The sequence below is a fragment of the Pararhizobium sp. genome (assembly GCF_965279435.1).
GTDB lineage: Bacteria > Pseudomonadota > Alphaproteobacteria > Rhizobiales > Rhizobiaceae > Pararhizobium.
Map to the genome: position 1 here is coordinate 1,390,935 of NZ_CBDIHY010000003.1, position 16,662 is coordinate 1,407,596.

A 16,662-nucleotide genomic window follows, 5' to 3' on the forward strand; every position below is an offset into this window, starting at 1 on the left:
GCTCTGCTGCGGTAAGACGCGTTTCATGAGTATAAAGGTGGAACAAATTGTGGCGAAGTAAATTGCAAAAGCAATGAGCATGACACCGGTAGGGTGTTTCCGGTCCAAAAACAGCGTCCAAAAAGCCTCGATTCAACCGATTAAAAAAGCGATATTTTCTTTTAAATCGATTAATATACTGAAATCATTATATTTTTTATGACAGTAATCTTGTCTTTTTCCCTCCATCCTTCTATGGTTGCTAACATTCAACGTTCTGTCGGCAAACCACGGAGGAAAGCTGGACCATGCAGGAACTCGGCATTCACAACCCATCCCTTGGGCTGGAATCAATCGGCTTTAACAACCTGGACGTGGTTCGTTACAATTTTGGTACCGCCGAACTCTATGAAGAAATCCTGCGTCGCGGCGAGGCGCAGCTGACCGCCGATGGTGCCGTTCGCGCCTTGACGGGACAGCACACCGGTCGCTCGCCAAAGGATAAGTTCGTTGTTCGCGACGAAAACACCACGGGCGAAATCTGGTGGGACAACAACAGTGCGATGTCGCCGGAGCATTTCGCGGTGCTGCATCAGGACATGCTTGATCATGCCAAGGGCAAGTCGCTCTATGCGCAGGATCTGATCGGCGGTGCCGATGCGGAAAACGCCCTGCCGACGCGCGTCGTCACGGAATTCGCCTGGCATTCACTGTTCATCCGCAATCTTTTGATCCGCCCGGAAAAGGCAGCGCTTGCCGCCTTCACGCCGAAGCTGACGATCATCGATCTGCCGGACTTCAAGGCTGATCCTGCCCGCCACGGCTGCCGCACCGAGACCGTGATCGCCTGCAATTTCTCCAAGGGCATCATTTTGATCGGCGGCACATCCTATGCCGGCGAGATGAAGAAGGCCGTCTTCACCATGCTCAACTACCTGCTACCGGCAAAGCGCGTCATGCCGATGCATTGCTCCGCCAATGTCGGCCCGGATGGCGATGCAGCGGTATTCTTCGGCCTGTCTGGCACCGGCAAGACGACGCTGTCAGCCGATCCGAAGCGCACGCTGATCGGCGATGACGAACACGGCTGGGGCGAACACGGCATCTTCAACTTCGAAGGTGGTTGCTATGCCAAGACCATTCGCCTGTCGGCAGAAGCAGAGCCGGAAATCTTTGCGACCACCCGCCGCTTCGGCACCGTTCTTGAAAACGTCGTGCTCGATGAAAATCGTGTGCCAGACTTCAACGACGGCTCACTGACCGAAAATACCCGGTGTGCCTATCCTCTGGACTTCATCCCGAATGCCAGCAAGTCGGGAACGGCGGGACATCCCGGCACGATTATCATGCTGACGGCCGACGCCTTTGGCGTCATGCCGCCGATCGCCCGTTTGACGCCCGAGCAGGCCATGTACCACTTCCTCTCCGGCTACACCGCCAAGGTGGCCGGCACTGAAAAGGGCGTGACAGAGCCGGAAGCAACCTTCTCGACATGCTTTGGCGCACCGTTCATGCCGCGTCATCCGTCGGAATATGGGAACTTGCTGAAGGCTCTGATCGCCGAACATGGCGTCAATTGCTGGCTGGTCAACACCGGCTGGACCGGTGGTGCCTATGGCACCGGACATCGCATGCCGATCAAGGCGACGCGGGCGCTGCTCGCGGCAGCGCTTGACGGCTCGCTGGCCTCTGCCGAATTCCGCACCGACAGCAATTTCGGCTTTGCCGTGCCGGTCGCAGTGCCGGGTGTCGACAGCAGCATTCTCGACCCACGTTCGACATGGAACGATGGCGTTGCCTTTGACACGCAGGCGCGCAAGCTGGTCGATATGTTCGTTGCCAACTTCGCCAAGTTCGAAAGCCATGTCGACGGCAGTGTCCGCGATGCGGCACCCGGCGTGAAGCTCGCAGCCGAATAAATCAGCCCCCACAGAGGGTTGCAGACGATGATTCACGTGAAACCCGGCGCGAAAGTGCCGGGTTTTTGCGTTGCCGGTAGGTTCGCGCGTTTTCAACGTTGCCATCCTGTGAGATAGAGCGATGGAAGGATGAAAACGACATGGCCAGCGATCCGCTCTACATCAACGACCGCATCGTCATCGCCGGCTGGGAGCTGACGGAGCAATTCGTGCTGGCCGGTGGCCCCGGTGGACAGAACGTCAACAAGGTCTCGACCGCGGTTCAGCTGTTCTACGGTATTGCCGCTTCACCGGCCTTGCCAGAGCGGGTGCGTGACAATGCCATCAAGCTGGCCGGCCGAAAGGTCTCCAAGGATGGCGTGTTGATGATCGAGGCCAGCCGATTTCGCAGCCAGGAGCGAAACCGCGAGGATGCGCGCGAACGGCTGAAGGAGCTGATCCTCAAGGCCGCCGAACCGCCGCCGCCGCCGCGCCGCAAAACCAAACCGACCAAAGGCTCGATCGAACGGCGCCTGAAGGCGAAGACCGGGCGCGGCGAAGTCAAGAAGATGCGCGGACGCCCTGAAAACGATTGATCGCGGCAATTTTCATCCGGGCCTTGTTTTTTCTACATGAGTGCACTCTGTTAGGGTTGAAGAAACCCGCAAAAGGAGATGCGCCATGGGTCTGTTCAGCTTTATCAAGAGTGCCGGCAAGAAACTCGGCATTGGCGGCGATGATGATGCGCCGGATGTCGAAGCGGTGAAGAAGGAACTGGCGTCCCATGATCTCGGTACTGACAAGGTCGATGTCGCGGTCGAAGGCGACAAGATCGTGCTCACCGGCGTGGTGAAGGATCAGTCCGCCTTTGAAAAGGCCGTCGTTGCTGTCGGCAACACGCTGGGTATCTCAAAGGTGGAAGCGGCCGAACTCAAGGTCGCCGATGGCGCTGCCGCGCCCGCACCGGCCAAGGAACCTGTCTTCTACACGGTGAAGAAGGGTGACAACCTCTGGAAGATCGCCGAATCGCAATACGGCAAGGGCAAGGGTGCGAAAAACACCGTCATCTTCGAAGCCAACAAGCCGATGCTGAGCCATCCGGACAAGATCTATCCCGGCCAGGTTCTGCGCATTCCGGCTCTGGATCAGGCCTGATCATGAAAACAGCCGGCGTAGCTCTGTCGATGGCCGTTGCCGTCCTGATGACGGCACTCAGCGGGTCTGCGCTGGCCCTGACATTCCGTGAGCCCCCAAGGGCTCGGCGGAGCGGGCCGCGATCATGGATACGCTGCGTCCCGCCGTCGAGGCGGAGATGCGCGGCCCGGTCGAATTCGTGGTCACCACCATTCGCGTCACGCCGAATTGGGCCTTCGTGCAGGTCGAGCCGCAAAGGCCGGGCGGCGGTGTCATTGATCCGGAAGAAACCGGTTTTGCCGGTGATACGGACATGATGGATGGGCTGACCGTCTATGCACTCATGGGATTTCAGGCCGGACGCTGGAACCTGATCGATCACATGGTTGGCCCGACCGATGTCGGTTATGCCGGCTGGCAGCAACGCTATGGCGTTCCTGCGGCCCTGCTCGGGCTGGAATAGGCCTCCGATGCAGGTTCTGCCAAAGGGTATCCGGCATATTCCTGGTTTTCTGGATCGTCAGAAACAGGAGGCCCTTGTCGAAATTATCCGTGCCGTCGTAGCGGATGCTCCACTCTACGTGCCGGCAATGCCGCACACCGGCAAGCCGATGTCCGTGCGCATGACCAATTGCGGCTCGCTCGGCTGGGTGACCGACAAAGACCGCGGATATCGCTACCAGCCACAGCATCCGGCTACTGGTAAACCGTGGCCGGCGATGCCGGATGCGCTGCTGGAAATCTGGCGCACCGTTTCTGGCGTGGCAAAGGAGCCAGAGGCCTGCCTCGTCAATTTCTATGCCGATGATGCCCGCATGGGCCTGCATCAGGATCGGGATGAGAAGGACCTGGAAACGCCTGTTGTGTCGATTTCTCTGGGAGACAGCTGCTTGTTTCGTGTCGGCGGCCGCGAGCGCGGTGACCGGACGCTGTCATTCAAACTGGCGAGCGGTGATATCGTCGTGCTCGGCGGCGAAGGGCGTCTCGCCTTTCATGGCGTCGACAAGATCTATCCCAACACGTCGACTCTTCTGAAAAACGGCGGCCGCATCAACTTGACGCTCCGCCGCGTTACCGTCTGACGTTCAAAGTTTGCGCAAGGCGACCGTTTCGGTGAGATGATTCGGCCCTTTTTGAAGAATAAGGTCGGCGCGCGGGCGTGTCGGCAGGATGTTCTGGCGCAGGTTTTTCAGGTTGATGTTCTGCCAGAGCCCTTCGGCGATCGTCAACGCCTCCTCTTCGCTCACCTGCGCATAGCGCTTGAAGAACGAATCAGGATTGCGGAAGGCGGTCTGGCGCAGCCGCATGAAGCGATTGACGTACCAGGTGTGAATCAAGCTCTCTTCGGCATCGATATAGATCGAGAAATCGAAGAAATCCGAGACCATCGGCACGATCTTGCCGTCTGCCGGCAGATTGCGCGACTGTAGCACATTGATGCCCTCGAAAATCAGGATGTCCGGCCGGTCGACGACCTGGAACTGATCGGGCAACACGTCATAGGTCAGGTGGGAGTATGTCGGCGCCTTGACGTTCGGCTGGCCGGCCTTGATCGCCGACAGGAACCGCAACAGCGCACCGATATCGTAGCTTTCCGGAAAACCCTTGCGGTCCATCATGCTGTCCCGCAGCAGCGTCGCGTTGGGATAGAGAAAACCGTCCGTGGTCACCAGATCGACCTTCGGGCTCGACGGCCAGCGTGACAGAAGCTCGGCCAGAATACGCGCAGTCGTCGATTTCCCAACGGCAACGGAACCGGCAATGCCGATGACAAACGGTGTCTTGGCATCATTGGACATGCTGAGAAAGCGCTGGCGCTGGGCAAACAGCCGCTGCGAAGATTCCACATGGGTGGATAAGAGACGCGACAGCGACAGATAGATGCGCCTGACTTCGCTGAGATCGATCGGGTCGTTCAGCGATCGCAGCCGCTGAACCTCATCGGCCGACAGCGTCAGTGGCGTATCGGCCCGGAAATGCGACCATTCCTCCGCCGAAAAGAATCGGTAGGGCGAATAGTCCTTGTTGTCGAAATGATCCGGAATATCGGCCGGTGCGATGTCTTTGGCGACGATGGTCATGACGTGTCTACCGGCTTGCCTTTTCCTGGAGCCCCGACTGGCGTGTCCGCCGTTCGAGTTCGCTCATCACATCCTGCAATGGAATATCAGCAATTTTCAATACGACCATCAGATGATAAATCAGATCGGCACTCTCGGCGACAAGGTTGCCACGGTCATTGCTGATGGCGGCGATTACGGTTTCCACCGCTTCCTCGCCGAGCTTCTTGGCGGCCTTCGCCTGCCCATGGGCGACGAGTTTGGCCGTCCAGGATTCGTCCGGAGAGGCCTTGGCCCGCAAGGCTACAATCGCTTCGAGATCGGAAAGGCTGAAATTGCTCATCTGTCTGTGTCCTGAAGCTCAGTCGAGCCGCATGGCAATGCCATGCTCTGCCATATAGCGCTTGGTTTCGCCGATGCTATAGGTGCCGAAATGGAAGATCGACGCGGCCAGAACCGCCGTCGCATGGCCGTCGCGAATGCCTTCGACCATGTGGTCGAGTGTGCCGACGCCGCCGGATGCGATAACCGGCACGGAGACCCGGTCGGCAATCGTCCGGGTCAGCGCGATATCGTAGCCGGTCTTCGAGCCGTCGCGATCCATCGAAGTGAGCAGCAGTTCGCCGGCACCGAGCTTGACCATCTTGTCGGCGAAGGACACGGCATCGATACCGGTCGCCTGGCGGCCGCCATGGGTGAAGATTTCCCAGCGGTCTTCCTCGCCGGGCTTGGATACCTTCTTGGAGTCAATCGAGACGACGATGCACTGGTTACCGAACTTGTCGGCGGCTTCGGCGACGAAATCCGGGTTGCTGACGGCAGCCGAATTGATCGACACCTTGTCGGCGCCGGCCAATAACAGCTTGCGGATATCGGCCACAGAGCGAACGCCTCCGCCCACGGTCAGCGGCATGAAACAATGATCGGCCGTGCGGGCAACGACATCGAAGATCGTGTCGCGGTTGTCCGAAGACGCGGTGATGTCGAGGAAACAGAGTTCGTCGGCACCGGCCGCGTCATAGGCCTTGGCCGATTCGACGGGATCACCGGCATCGATCAGATCAAGGAAGCTGACGCCCTTGACGACACGGCCGTCTTTGACGTCGAGACAGGGGATGACGCGGGCTTTAAGGGTCATGCCGCTTTTCCTTTTGCGTTCCGGATGAGCGCCAACGCTTCCGCCGGATCGATGCGTCCGTCATAGAGCGCCCGGCCGGAAATGGCGCCTTCCAGTTTTGCCGCATCCGGCTGAACCATGCGGCGGATATCGTCCATCGAGGCGAGGCCGCCCGAGGCGATCACGGGGATAGAAACGGCGTCGGCCAGTTCCAGCGTCGAATCCCAGTTGATCCCCGTCAGGATGCCATCTCGGTCGATATCGGTATAGATGATCGCGGACACGCCGGCGCCTTCGAACTTTTGGGCCAGTTCGATGACGCCGAGTTCGGAGGCTTCAGCCCAGCCCTCGACCGCGACCTTGCCGCCCTTGGCGTCGATGCCGACGGCGACCTTGCCCGGGAACTTTTTGCAGGCTTCAATCACCAGCGCCGGATCGCGCACCGCAACCGTCCCCAGAATTACGCGCGCCAGCCCCCGGCTGAGCCAGTTTTCGATATGATCGAGCGTTCGGATGCCGCCGCCCAGCTGCACCGGGTTTTTGGTGGACTTCAGGATCGCATCGACGGCGGCGCCGTTGACGGTCTCACCGGCAAAGGCACCGTTCAGATCGACCACGTGCAGCCATTCGAAACCCTGGTCCTCGAAGGCTTTGGCCTGCGCGCCGGGATCGGGATTGTAGACGGTCGCCTGTTCCATGTCGCCGAGCTTGAGGCGCACACACTGGCCGTCTTTGAGGTCGATGGCGGGAAAAAGGATCATGTCAGGGCTTCCAGCGCAGAAAATTCGAGATGAGGGCAAGGCCGAGCGTCTGGCTCTTTTCCGGATGGAACTGGGCGCCGGCCGTGTTGCCCTTGGCAACAAACGCCGTCACGCCGCCGCCATAGGTGGTGGTGGCAATCAGGTCGTCCGGATTTTCGACAGCGAGATGGTAGGAATGGACGAAATACGCATGCAGCCCGTCATCACCCGTCCTGATGCCATCGAACAGCGGATGATGCTTCCTCAACGACAGCGTGTTCCAGCCGATCTGCGGGATTTTCAGCGTGGGATCGGAGGGCACCATCTCGACGACATCGCCCTTGATCCAGCCAAACCCTTCCGTCGTGGTCTTTTCCAGCCCACGCGACGACATCAGCTGCATGCCGACGCAGATACCGAGGAACGGCCGGCCGGATATCTCCACCGCTTCGTTCAGCGCTTCGCGCATGCCATCGACGGCGTCGAGGCCGCGGCGGCAGTCGGCATAGGCGCCGACGCCGGGCAGGACGACCCGGTCGGCGCTGGCAACACGGTCGGCTCTGTCGGTGAGTTCGATGTCCGCGTTGATGCCGGCTTCACGCGCTGCCCGCTCGAAGGCTTTGGTGGCCGAGCGCAGATTGCCGGATCCGTAATCGATGATCGCAACGCGCATCAGCGTTCTCCATAATTTTCAAACAGGCCGACGGCGGCGCGGCCATCGGCAGGCTTTGCCACCGCGGTGGGCAGAACCGGTGGCTGCCAGATTGCTTCGTCCCGTGTTGGGATATCCACGGCCGCTGCGTGGTCATAGATCATTTCGGCAGTTGCCAGATCGTCGGCGGTGATGACAGACTGCAACGTCCAGCCCCTGGATTGCAAGCGATGGGCGATAAAGGCAGGCCCTTCCAGGGCGACAAGCAGGCGCAGGGCCAACTCGATCAGCAATCCCGCCAGGCTTGGTTCCGGGATCGCAAATGCGATGAGCCCTTGCAGGATGGCGACGGCGATGCCGGCAATCAACTGGCGTTGATACAGCAGCCAGAACGCCGGAAAGGCAAAAGCGATCCAGGAAAATTTGTCGGCGATGAAACGCGCATTGTCGTCGCTCTTCGGAGCGCCGGGAGACGTCAGAACCAGATAGGAGGCCATGTCAGCCAACTTTCACTGTGGGCCGGATCAGACCAGCGTTCCCTTGGTGGAGGGAACGCGGCCTGCCTGGCGCGGATCGATCTCTGTTGCCGTGCGAAGCACGCGGGCAACGGCCTTGAAGCAGGTTTCGGAGATATGATGGTTGTTGGCGCCGTAGATGTTCTGCACATGCAGCGTGATACCGCCGTGCTGGGCGAGCGCTTGGAAAAACTCGCGCACCAGTTCCGTGTCGAACGTGCCAATTTTCGGGGCGGAAAAATCGACGTTCCAGACAAGAAACGGACGGCCGGAGACGTCGACGGCTGCACGGGTCATCGTCTCGTCCATGGCAAGATCGAGTGAGGCATAGCGGGTGATGCCGCGCCGGTCGCCCAGCGCCTTGGAGAGCGCCTGGCCGATGGCGATGCCCGTATCTTCAACGGTATGGTGATCGTCCACATGGCGGTCGCCCTCGGCAACGATGTCCATGTCGATCAGCGAATGGCGGGAAAGTTGATCCAGCATATGGTCGAAAAAGCCGACGCCGGTCGAAATCCGCGACGTGCCGGTGCCGTCGATATTGACGGACACGGTCACCGCGGTTTCGTTGGTCTTGCGCGAAACGCTGCCGGTGCGGCTCACTTGCTTGTCGGCCATCAGGTTCTCCCGAATGTAATAGAGCCGCTCCTTATCAGGCGGTGGGCGAAATATCCAGAACTGCCGCCATGATTCTCGCAGGTGCAAAATGATGCGGGGTTGATGAGGGTAGGAGGAGCACGATGTGGGCTATTTGCAATCGGCAAAAGCGCTCTTACATAGGTTTCAACAGAGTCGATGTTCGGCTCGTCGAAACGGCCCGGACGCCGGGCAGGGTGGGTTTTATGACAACAATTATTACCGTCCGGAAGGGCGGACAGGTGGTGATGGCCGGTGATGGCCAGGTGAGCCTCGGCCAGACCGTGATGAAGGGCAATGCCCGCAAGGTCCGCCGTCTTGGCAAGGGCGACGTCATCGCCGGGTTTGCCGGCGCGACAGCTGATGCCTTCACACTGCTGGAACGGCTCGAATCCAAGCTCGAGCAGTATCCGGATCAGTTGATGCGCGCCGCCGTCGAACTGGCCAAGGATTGGCGCACCAACAAATACCTGCGCAATCTCGAAGCCATGATGCTGGTGGCCGACAAGTCGATCACGCTGGCCATCACCGGCAATGGCGATGTGCTGGAGCCGGAACACGGCGCCATCGCCATCGGCTCGGGGGGCAATTTCGCCTTCGCCGCGGCGCGGGCGTTGATGGATTCCGACAAGACGGCGGAAGAGATCGCTCGCCGGTCGATGGAAATCGCCGCCGACATCTGCGTCTATACCAACGGCAACATCATCGTCGAAAAGCTCGATGCAGCCTGACCAGACCATTGCCTTTGCGGCCGTCGACGAAAGCCACGAGCCTATGCTCTTTGGCTGGCTGTCGCAGCCGCATGTGCGCGCGTGGTGGGGCGAACCGCAGGGCGAGCTCGAATTGATCCGCGAAGGGCGGGCAACCGGAGACGCGCAGGGGTTCATTTTCTCCGTCGATGGTGAGCCCGCCGGCTACATCCAGTCCTGGCTGCCGACACAATATGAAAGCGAGCGCTGGGCGAGCGACCTGACACCCGATACGCCGGGGATCGATATCTTCGTCGGTCCGGCCGAAATGACGGGCAAAGGGTTTGCCGCTGCGGCCATTCGGGCTTTCGTACCGCGGCTTTTTGCCGGCACGGCGCCACGGATCATCATCGATCCCGATGCAGGAAATACACGAGCCCTCAGGGCTTATGCCAAGGCGGGGTTTACCGCCTATGGCGAATGGAACGATAGCGCCGGACGCACAATCCTGATGGAATTGACCCGGACAGAGTTTGAGAGGACCAGATGACCACATTTTCACCCCGCGAAATCGTGTCGGAGCTCGACCGGTTCATCATCGGCCAGCACGATGCCAAACGCGCCGTCGCCATTGCGTTGCGCAATCGCTGGCGCCGCCAGCAGCTCTCGGATGAGCTGCGTGATGAAGTGATGCCGAAGAACATCCTGATGATCGGCCCGACCGGCGTCGGCAAGACGGAGATTTCCCGCCGTCTGGCCAAGCTCGCCGGCGCGCCCTTCATCAAGGTCGAAGCGACGAAATTTACCGAAGTCGGCTATGTCGGCCGCGATGTCGAGCAGATCATCCGCGATCTCGTCGAAGTCGGCATCGGCCTGGTGCGCGAAAAGAAGCGCGCCGACGTCAAGGCCAAGGCGCATCTGAATGCCGAAGAGCGCGTGCTTGACGCCTTGGTTGGCGCGACGTCTTCGCCAGCCACCCGCGACAGTTTCCGCAAGAAGCTGCGGGCCAACGAGATGGATGATAAGGAAATCGACATCGAGATCGCCGATACGGCGACGCCCGGCGGCGGTTTCGAAATCCCCGGCATGCCCGGCGCCAATATCGGCGTCCTGAACCTGTCGGAAATGTTCGGCAAGGCGATGGGGCAGCGCACCAAGAAGGTCCGCACGACGGTCAAGGCGAGCTACGGCATCCTGATCAACGACGAGTCCGACAAGCTGCTCGACAACGAGGAGATCCAGCGCGAAGCCGTGCGTTCGGCGGAAAATGACGGCATCGTCTTTCTCGACGAGATCGACAAGATCGCCGCCCGCGATGGCGGCATGGGTGCGGGTGTTTCACGTGAAGGCGTGCAGCGCGATCTTCTTCCACTGGTCGAAGGCACCACAGTTGCGACCAAGTATGGCCCGGTGAAAACCGACCATATCCTGTTCATCGCGTCGGGCGCCTTCCACATCTCCAAGCCGTCTGATCTTCTGCCGGAACTGCAGGGCCGCCTGCCGATCCGTGTCGAGCTGAAGGCGCTGACCAAGGAAGACTTCCGCCGCATCCTGACGGAAACCGAAGTCAGCCTGATCCGCCAGTACAAGGCGCTTCTGGAAACCGAAGGCGTCAATTTGGATTTCACCGAAGACGCGCTCGATGCGCTGGCCGATGTGGCTGTCATGCTCAATTCAAGCGTGGAAAATATCGGCGCACGGCGACTGCAGACGGTGATGGAACGGGTCCTCGACGAAATCTCCTATGCAGCACCGGACAAGTCCGGTGAGGCACTGACGATCGATGCGGATTACGTCAAGAAGCACGTCGGCGATCTCGCCGCCAATACGGATCTGTCGCGTTACATTCTGTAAATTTGCAACGGCCGTTTGTTATTGATTGGGGCACTTGCCATAACGGCAGGTGCCCTTGTTGTTTGTGGTACCCATACGCGATAAGGCTTTCACTGGTGCCGGGCATGATTCCGACACGATTTTGCCGCATGCGTCCCGGCACATCCGGAACGTCAAGACAGGTTCACAGGAAACAGAGCGTGCGCCCCATTCTTCAGATGCTTCTCGTCGCGGCCATGATCGCCGTTACCAGCCCCGCCATGGCGGACGGCATTCGCGTGGTGCCCGAGGGCAACCGGTATCAGGAACAGCCGGACGTGCCGGGCGCATCGGTGCGCCGGACCAAAGCCGGCAGAACCTCGTTTGATGCCAAATATAACAAGGTGCACAATTTGCTGGCCAATGACAGCAAGCTGATGGGCAAGATCAAGTCGACGGCGCGTGCCTATGGCATCGATCCGATCCATATGATCGGCGCCATCGTCGGCGAGCATACCTACAATGTCGACGCCTATGACCGGCTGCAGTCCTATTACGTCAAGGCCGCCGCCTATGCCGGTGACAGTTTCCGTTTCGGCTACGAGGGCGAAACGGTGGCGCAATTCGTGGCGCGGCCGGAATTTTCCAAATGCGTGGGCAAGAAAAGCTCCTATGCGCTCTGGACCTGCCGCGAAAGTGTCTGGGACAGCCAGTTCCGCGGCAATACGGTGGGCGGCACGTCCTATCCGAACAATCGCTTCAGCGCGGTATTCTTCCAGCCGTTCTTTGCCGGTCAGACCTTTGGCCTTGGCCAGATTAATCCGCTGACGGCCCTGATGCTGACCGACATGGTGTCGCGCGTTTCGGGCTATGACCAGCTGGACGAAAACGATGCCGCCGGTGTCTACAAGGCGATCATGGATCCGGACCAGTCGCTTGCCTATATGGCAGCCTCGATCCGCCACTCGATCGATGCCTACAAGTCGATCGCCGGCATGGATATTTCCGATAATCCCGGCATCACCTCGACCCTCTACAATGTCGGCAACCCCGACCAGCGCGCTGCAGCCCTCGCCGCGAGGAACAAGGGCGGCGCGGTGCAGTGGCCGGAGGAAAACTATTACGGCTGGCTGGTCAATGAGAAGCTCGCGGACCTGAAGGCACTGCTTTAACTTTCCTGAATTCGCCTTATCTTCATGCAAGGATGCGCGATTGCCGCCGTCCATGCCTGGTGGCGTATGGAAAGTATCATCATGGATATGAGACCCGAACCGTTCGAGCCGCCAGCACCGATCCCCCGTACGGTGCCGCCGTCGCGTCTGCAGATCATCCGCACCGTGATGCGCAATCCGCTGGAACTGTGGGGCGAGCCTTCCTATACGCTGCCCTGGATCGATACCAAGTTCGTCACGCAGCGCACCCTGATCGTCAATGATCCTAATCTGATCCGCTATATCCTCGTCGAGAATGCCGCAAACTATGAAATGTCCAAGGTGCGCCGTCTCATCCTGCGGCCGATCCTGCGCGACGGGCTGCTGACGGCGGAGGGCGAGGTCTGGAAACGCTCGCGCAAAGCCATAGCGCCGGTGTTCACGCCGCGCCATGCGCGTGGCTTTGCCGCAAGCATGCTGTCGAAGACCGAGGAATATGCTGCGAAATATGACGAGGCCGCCGCCACGGGTTCGGTGGTGAATATCGCCACCGACATGACCGAGCTGACCTATGAAATCCTTTCGGAAACGCTGTTTTCCGGGCAGATCGCTGCCGAGACAGAGGGGTTCGCCGATAGCGTCGAGCGGTTGCTGCACCGGATGGGCCGCGTCGATCCGATGGATATCCTGCTGGCACCGTCCTGGGTACCCCGGTTGACCCGCATAGGCGGCGCCAAGGTCATGGCGGAATTCCAGGCGATCGTTGCCAAGACCATGGACCAGCGGCGGCAGCTGATGCGCTCTGACCCGGAGGCCGCACCACAGGATTTTTTGACTCTGCTTCTGCAACTGGAGCGGCCGCAAGGGCTTTCCACCGACGAGATCGCCGACAATATACTGACATTCATCGGTGCTGGCCACGAAACCACGGCGCGGGCGCTCGCCTGGACGCTCTATTGCGTCGCCAATTCCCCGCATGTGCGGGCGAATATGGAAGCCGAAATCGACGCAGTGCTGTCAAGCGGAGCCGAGCCGGTGGACTGGCTCGACCTGATGCCGCATGTGCGCGCTTCCTTCGAGGAGGCTATGCGGCTCTATCCGCCGGCACCGTCGATCAATCGGGCTGCCATCGAGGCGGATTCCTGGACGTCTCCGCAGGGCGAGCGGGTGGATATTCCCAAGGGCATCGCGGTTCTAGTCATGCCCTGGACGCTGCATCGCCATGTGCTCTACTGGGACAAGCCGCGCGCCTTCATGCCGGAACGTTTCCTGCCGGAAAACCGCGACAAGCTGCACCGGTTCCAGTACCTGCCGTTCGGCGCCGGGCCGCGCATCTGTATCGGTGCCACGTTTGCGCTGCAGGAGGCGGTGATTGCGCTCGGCGTGCTGATGAAACGCTTCCGGTTCGATATGACGCCGGAGACAAAACCGTGGCCGGTGCAGCGGTTGACCACTCAGCCTAGGGGCGGGCTGCCGATGAGGGTTTCGGCGCGCTAAAGGTTTTTCCCGGCGTTTCCGATTGCACGGCCCGGATCGGCGAATCGGAAACCACCGGTTCCTGCGTCTGCTTCTTCGGCCGCTTGATCGTCTTGATCGCCGCGCAGGTCGCGTCGCCAACACCTTCGCAGGGCTTGTAGACGACGATCTCGCTGCCGGCGCCATCGTCCCAGACGGCCTGGATGGCCAGCGTCTTTGCCTCTCCGGCTGGCAGTGAGATGTAGATATACTCGTTGGTATTGCTGTCGGGCAGGTTGAACGGGATTTGAGGATTGCATTTGCCGAGCGGAAAGCGCTTGTCGAGCGTGTCGGAATTGACCGAGTAGCGGATCTCCGAGAGCCTGCAATGCATGGTCTGCAGCGCCGTGAAATAGATCAGCTGTTTGTCGTCGTAATTGCGGAACTGTATCCAGCCGGTCGTCTTGTTGGCATCGAGCATCGCCTTGTAGATGGCGACATCCGGAAGCACCGGCTTGTACTCTTCCTCATCCGTGGCCTCCTGTGCAAAGGCAGGCATTAAGAACGCGGGGGCGCCAGCAGACGCAAGGACGAGCAAGAGCACGCGTGAGAAACCGGTCATGCCATATCCTTATTTCCGCACTGTCGCGCAGGCCGATTGCCGATGTCGGCGTAGCGATGGCCTTTCGCTGAAAGATGTCATATCACCTCGTGCATATCCTTTGAAGCCGGGTTTCCGGTACTGCCCGAATGGACGCTCTCGTGACTGACCATCTCCTCCTCGGTATCGACACCGGCGGAACCTATACCGACGCAGTTCTTTTCAGCGAGGCCCATGGGGTCGTTGCCAAGGCAAAGGCGCTAACTACACGCCACGATCTTTCGGTCGGCATTGCCGGTGCCGTCGAGGCGGTGCTGGTGCAGGCAAAGGCACCCACCTCCGCCATCGGCCTCGTGTCGTTATCAACCACGCTTGCCACAAATGCGCTGGTAGAGGGCCAGGGTGGCCGCGTCGGTCTGGTGATGATCGGTTTCGGCCCGGAAGACCTCAAGCGCGATGGACTGCTGGAAGCGCTGGGGACCGATCCGGTGATCTTCCTGCCCGGTGGCCATAATGTCCATGGCGGCGAGACGCTGCTCGATATGACGCTGCTCGACGAAGCGCTGCCGCAACTGACAACGCAAGTTTCCTCCTTTGCCGTTGCCGGCTATTTCGCCGTCCGGAATCCGGCTCACGAACAGCGGGTGCGCGACCGTATCCGCGAAGTCTCGCATCTGCCGGTCACCTGCAGCCACGAGCTGTCCTCAAAGCTCGGTGGCCCGCGCCGGGCGCTGACGACGCTTCTTAATGCCCGTCTCGTCTCGATGATCGACCGGCTGATCGGCGCCTGCGAAGGTTTTCTGAAAACACGCGGCATCGATGTGCCGATGATGGTCGTGCGCGGCGATGGCGCGCTGATATCGGCTGCGGAAGCGCGGCTGCGGCCGATCGAAACCATTCTCTCCGGCCCGGCGGCAAGCCTGGTCGGTGCCCGGTATCTCACCGGCCTCGACAATGCCGTCGTCTCCGATATCGGCGGCACCACCACGGATGTGGCGGTGCTCGACAAGGGCCGCCCGCGTCTGGATGGAGAGGGTGCCGTCGTCGGCGGGTTCCGCACCATGGTCGAGGCGGTGGCGATGCGCACCTTCGGTCTCGGTGGCGACTCGGAAGTCCGCATCAACGATCGCGGGTTGCAGGCAAAGATCGATCTTGGCCCGCGCCGGTTCCTGCCGCTCAGTCTTGCCGCTGTGGAACACGCTGACGCAGTCATTTCCGTACTTGAGCGCCAGTTGCGCACCGCCCATGTCGGCCGCTACGATGGCCGTTTGGCCGTGCGGACCGGGCTTCCCGATCATCTGGCAAGCGGTCTCCAGCCGCAGGAACTGGCGCTGTATGAGCGGATCGGTACTGTGCCGGTGGCGCTGGAAAGCCTTTTGACCAGCACATTGCAGAAGGCAACGCTGGACAGGCTGGTAGCCCGTGGCCTCGTCCATATCTGCGGGCTGACCCCGTCCGATGCCATGCACGTGCTGGGACGGCAGAACCAGTGGAATGCAACGGCTGCCCGGTTGGGCGCTGAACTTGCTGCCCGGGTGAAGGACGGCTCCGGCAAGCCGATCGCAGCGTCTGCCGAAGCACTGTCGGAGATGATCGTCGCCCGGCTGACCCGGCAGTCCGCCGAAGTCATTCTTTCTTCCTGCCTTGCGGAAGACGGTGCTGCCATCGATCCGGCCGTGTCGCTTGCCGTTGACAGGGCACTGAAGCGTGAACCGGGCATTGTTGCCTTCTCGCTGTCGCTGGATCGCCCGCTGGTCGGGCTCGGGGCATCTGCACCGGTCTATTACCCGGCTATCGCCGAGATGCTCGGTGCCGAATCGGAGATCCCGGCCGAGGCGGGAGTGGCCAATGCCGTCGGTGCCATCGTCGGTCAGGTGCGGACCTCCGTTACGGTCTTTGTCACTGCGCCGGATGAGGGTATCTTCATCGTCAACGGTGCCGGGCCCAGCAGCCGGTTCCTGGATCAGGAGCAGGCTTTCGCATCGGCCCGCGAGAGGGCAAAAGCTGCAGCTCTCGCCTCCGCCCGGTCGAACGGTGCCGACGAGCCGGCTTTGGTCATGCGCGAAGAGATCGATGCGCCGGAAACCGAGGGGAGCCGCAGGCTGATCGAGGCCCGGTTCACCGCTGTTGCCAGTGGCCGTCCGCGTGTTGCGCATCATTGATTTGTTCTTTTTTGGAATTAATTCTTCGCATTCTTGCTGGATTGACAGGAAATGAAACCGT

The 16,662-nt window shown here is 60.4% G+C and carries 19 protein-coding genes; 11 read left to right on the forward strand and 8 right to left on the reverse strand.

Annotated features, from left to right (window positions below; genetic code table 11):
* The first annotated feature begins 287 nt into the window (after positions 1-287).
* The 5 genes from ACQY8Q_RS12200 to ACQY8Q_RS12220 all read left to right on the forward strand — a co-directional run bounded on the left by ACQY8Q_RS12200 (position 288) and on the right by ACQY8Q_RS12220 (position 4,093).
* On the forward strand, positions 288-1,898 hold the full coding sequence (locus tag ACQY8Q_RS12200; RefSeq protein WP_428426820.1) for a phosphoenolpyruvate carboxykinase: 1,611 nt from the start codon (positions 288-290) through the stop codon (positions 1,896-1,898).
* Positions 1,899-2,038: 140 nt separating this feature from the next.
* On the forward strand, positions 2,039-2,473 hold the full coding sequence (arfB, locus tag ACQY8Q_RS12205) for an alternative ribosome rescue aminoacyl-tRNA hydrolase ArfB (protein WP_318414947.1): 435 nt from the start codon (positions 2,039-2,041) through the stop codon (positions 2,471-2,473).
* Between the two features lie 85 nt (positions 2,474-2,558).
* The gene (lysM, locus tag ACQY8Q_RS12210) at positions 2,559-3,032 is read left to right on the forward strand and encodes a peptidoglycan-binding protein LysM (protein ID WP_428426821.1); all 474 of its coding nucleotides are present in this window, start codon (positions 2,559-2,561) and stop codon (positions 3,030-3,032) included.
* Positions 3,033-3,156: 124 nt separating this feature from the next.
* A complete protein-coding gene (locus ACQY8Q_RS12215; protein ID WP_428426822.1) occupies positions 3,157-3,474 on the forward strand; it encodes a hypothetical protein in 318 nt (105 codons plus the stop codon).
* 7 nt (positions 3,475-3,481) lie between these two features.
* Positions 3,482-4,093: an alpha-ketoglutarate-dependent dioxygenase AlkB family protein gene (locus ACQY8Q_RS12220; RefSeq protein ID WP_428426823.1), complete on the forward strand. Its 612-nt coding sequence runs from the start codon at positions 3,482-3,484 to the stop codon at positions 4,091-4,093.
* A gap of 3 nt (positions 4,094-4,096) precedes the next feature.
* Here the strand turns inward: ACQY8Q_RS12220 and coaA are convergent, their stop codons facing one another.
* Genes coaA through hisB form a run of 7 tightly spaced genes read right to left on the reverse strand, consistent with a single transcriptional unit; the run spans position 4,097 to position 8,713 of the window.
* Positions 4,097-5,092 carry a type I pantothenate kinase gene (gene coaA, locus ACQY8Q_RS12225; protein WP_428426824.1) on the reverse strand — a complete coding sequence of 332 codons (996 nt, stop codon included), beginning with the start codon at positions 5,090-5,092 and terminating at the stop codon, positions 4,097-4,099.
* A gap of 7 nt (positions 5,093-5,099) precedes the next feature.
* Complete coding sequence (locus ACQY8Q_RS12230) at positions 5,100-5,414, reverse strand: phosphoribosyl-ATP diphosphatase (protein WP_428426825.1); 315 nt, start codon at positions 5,412-5,414, stop codon at positions 5,100-5,102.
* A gap of 18 nt (positions 5,415-5,432) precedes the next feature.
* A complete protein-coding gene (hisF, locus tag ACQY8Q_RS12235; RefSeq protein ID WP_428426826.1) occupies positions 5,433-6,209 on the reverse strand; it encodes an imidazole glycerol phosphate synthase subunit HisF in 777 nt (258 codons plus the stop codon).
* Positions 6,206-6,949, reverse strand: a complete 744-nt coding sequence (hisA, locus tag ACQY8Q_RS12240; protein ID WP_428426827.1) for a 1-(5-phosphoribosyl)-5-[(5-phosphoribosylamino)methylideneamino]imidazole-4-carboxamide isomerase — start codon at positions 6,947-6,949, stop codon at positions 6,206-6,208. Before hisA ends, hisF begins: the two co-directional genes overlap by 4 nt.
* Position 6,950: 1 nt before the next feature.
* Positions 6,951-7,601, reverse strand: a complete 651-nt coding sequence (gene hisH, locus ACQY8Q_RS12245) for an imidazole glycerol phosphate synthase subunit HisH (RefSeq protein ID WP_428426828.1) — start codon at positions 7,599-7,601, stop codon at positions 6,951-6,953.
* Positions 7,601-8,077 carry a DUF2628 domain-containing protein gene (locus tag ACQY8Q_RS12250; protein WP_428426829.1) on the reverse strand — a complete coding sequence of 159 codons (477 nt, stop codon included), beginning with the start codon at positions 8,075-8,077 and terminating at the stop codon, positions 7,601-7,603. The genes hisH and ACQY8Q_RS12250 overlap by 1 nt, the downstream gene beginning before the upstream one ends.
* 27 nt (positions 8,078-8,104) lie before the next feature.
* Positions 8,105-8,713, reverse strand: a complete 609-nt coding sequence (hisB, locus tag ACQY8Q_RS12255) for an imidazoleglycerol-phosphate dehydratase HisB (RefSeq protein ID WP_428426830.1) — start codon at positions 8,711-8,713, stop codon at positions 8,105-8,107.
* A gap of 224 nt (positions 8,714-8,937) precedes the next feature.
* Between hisB and hslV the strand changes: the two genes are divergently transcribed.
* From hslV to ACQY8Q_RS12280, 5 genes are all read left to right on the forward strand, one after another.
* Positions 8,938-9,462, forward strand: coding sequence for an ATP-dependent protease subunit HslV (gene hslV / locus ACQY8Q_RS12260; RefSeq protein WP_428426831.1), 525 nt, complete (start codon positions 8,938-8,940; stop codon positions 9,460-9,462).
* A complete protein-coding gene (locus tag ACQY8Q_RS12265) occupies positions 9,452-9,970 on the forward strand; it encodes a GNAT family N-acetyltransferase (protein WP_428426832.1) in 519 nt (172 codons plus the stop codon). The genes hslV and ACQY8Q_RS12265 overlap by 11 nt, the downstream gene beginning before the upstream one ends.
* Complete coding sequence (gene hslU / locus ACQY8Q_RS12270; protein ID WP_428426833.1) at positions 9,967-11,274, forward strand: ATP-dependent protease ATPase subunit HslU; 1,308 nt, start codon at positions 9,967-9,969, stop codon at positions 11,272-11,274. The genes ACQY8Q_RS12265 and hslU overlap by 4 nt, the downstream gene beginning before the upstream one ends.
* A 179-nt stretch (positions 11,275-11,453) precedes the next feature.
* The gene (locus ACQY8Q_RS12275; RefSeq protein ID WP_428426834.1) at positions 11,454-12,404 is read left to right on the forward strand and encodes a DUF1402 family protein; all 951 of its coding nucleotides are present in this window, start codon (positions 11,454-11,456) and stop codon (positions 12,402-12,404) included.
* 81 nt (positions 12,405-12,485) lie between these two features.
* On the forward strand, positions 12,486-13,880 hold the full coding sequence (locus ACQY8Q_RS12280; protein WP_428426835.1) for a cytochrome P450: 1,395 nt from the start codon (positions 12,486-12,488) through the stop codon (positions 13,878-13,880).
* On the opposite strand, the gene ACQY8Q_RS12285 is transcribed toward ACQY8Q_RS12280, so the two are convergent.
* On the reverse strand, positions 13,843-14,460 hold the full coding sequence (locus ACQY8Q_RS12285; RefSeq protein ID WP_428426836.1) for a hypothetical protein: 618 nt from the start codon (positions 14,458-14,460) through the stop codon (positions 13,843-13,845). The genes ACQY8Q_RS12280 and ACQY8Q_RS12285 overlap by 38 nt on opposite strands.
* A 140-nt stretch (positions 14,461-14,600) precedes the next feature.
* Here ACQY8Q_RS12285 and ACQY8Q_RS12290 point away from each other — a divergent pair, with 140 nt between their 5' ends.
* Complete coding sequence (locus tag ACQY8Q_RS12290) at positions 14,601-16,601, forward strand: hydantoinase/oxoprolinase N-terminal domain-containing protein (RefSeq protein WP_428426837.1); 2,001 nt, start codon at positions 14,601-14,603, stop codon at positions 16,599-16,601.
* The last annotated feature ends 61 nt before the right edge of the window (positions 16,602-16,662 follow it).

Coding starts and splice junctions, on each gene's coding strand:
- lysM (WP_428426821.1), top strand. CDS start 2,559: ATGGGTCTGTTCAGCTTTATCAAGAGTGCCGGCAAGAAACTCGGCATT.
- hisF (WP_428426826.1), bottom strand. CDS start 6,209: ATGACCCTTAAAGCCCGCGTCATCCCCTGTCTCGACGTCAAAGACGGC.
- ACQY8Q_RS12220 (WP_428426823.1), top strand. CDS start 3,482: ATGCAGGTTCTGCCAAAGGGTATCCGGCATATTCCTGGTTTTCTGGAT.
- hslU (WP_428426833.1), top strand. CDS start 9,967: ATGACCACATTTTCACCCCGCGAAATCGTGTCGGAGCTCGACCGGTTC.
- ACQY8Q_RS12215 (WP_428426822.1), top strand. CDS start 3,157: ATGGATACGCTGCGTCCCGCCGTCGAGGCGGAGATGCGCGGCCCGGTC.
- ACQY8Q_RS12230 (WP_428426825.1), bottom strand. CDS start 5,414: ATGAGCAATTTCAGCCTTTCCGATCTCGAAGCGATTGTAGCCTTGCGG.
- ACQY8Q_RS12250 (WP_428426829.1), bottom strand. CDS start 8,077: ATGGCCTCCTATCTGGTTCTGACGTCTCCCGGCGCTCCGAAGAGCGAC.
- arfB (WP_318414947.1), top strand. CDS start 2,039: ATGGCCAGCGATCCGCTCTACATCAACGACCGCATCGTCATCGCCGGC.
- ACQY8Q_RS12280 (WP_428426835.1), top strand. CDS start 12,486: ATGGATATGAGACCCGAACCGTTCGAGCCGCCAGCACCGATCCCCCGT.
- hisA (WP_428426827.1), bottom strand. CDS start 6,949: ATGATCCTTTTTCCCGCCATCGACCTCAAAGACGGCCAGTGTGTGCGC.
- ACQY8Q_RS12200 (WP_428426820.1), top strand. CDS start 288: ATGCAGGAACTCGGCATTCACAACCCATCCCTTGGGCTGGAATCAATC.
- hslV (WP_428426831.1), top strand. CDS start 8,938: ATGACAACAATTATTACCGTCCGGAAGGGCGGACAGGTGGTGATGGCC.
- hisB (WP_428426830.1), bottom strand. CDS start 8,713: ATGGCCGACAAGCAAGTGAGCCGCACCGGCAGCGTTTCGCGCAAGACC.
- coaA (WP_428426824.1), bottom strand. CDS start 5,092: ATGACCATCGTCGCCAAAGACATCGCACCGGCCGATATTCCGGATCAT.
- ACQY8Q_RS12285 (WP_428426836.1), bottom strand. CDS start 14,460: ATGACCGGTTTCTCACGCGTGCTCTTGCTCGTCCTTGCGTCTGCTGGC.
- ACQY8Q_RS12265 (WP_428426832.1), top strand. CDS start 9,452: ATGCAGCCTGACCAGACCATTGCCTTTGCGGCCGTCGACGAAAGCCAC.
- hisH (WP_428426828.1), bottom strand. CDS start 7,601: ATGCGCGTTGCGATCATCGATTACGGATCCGGCAATCTGCGCTCGGCC.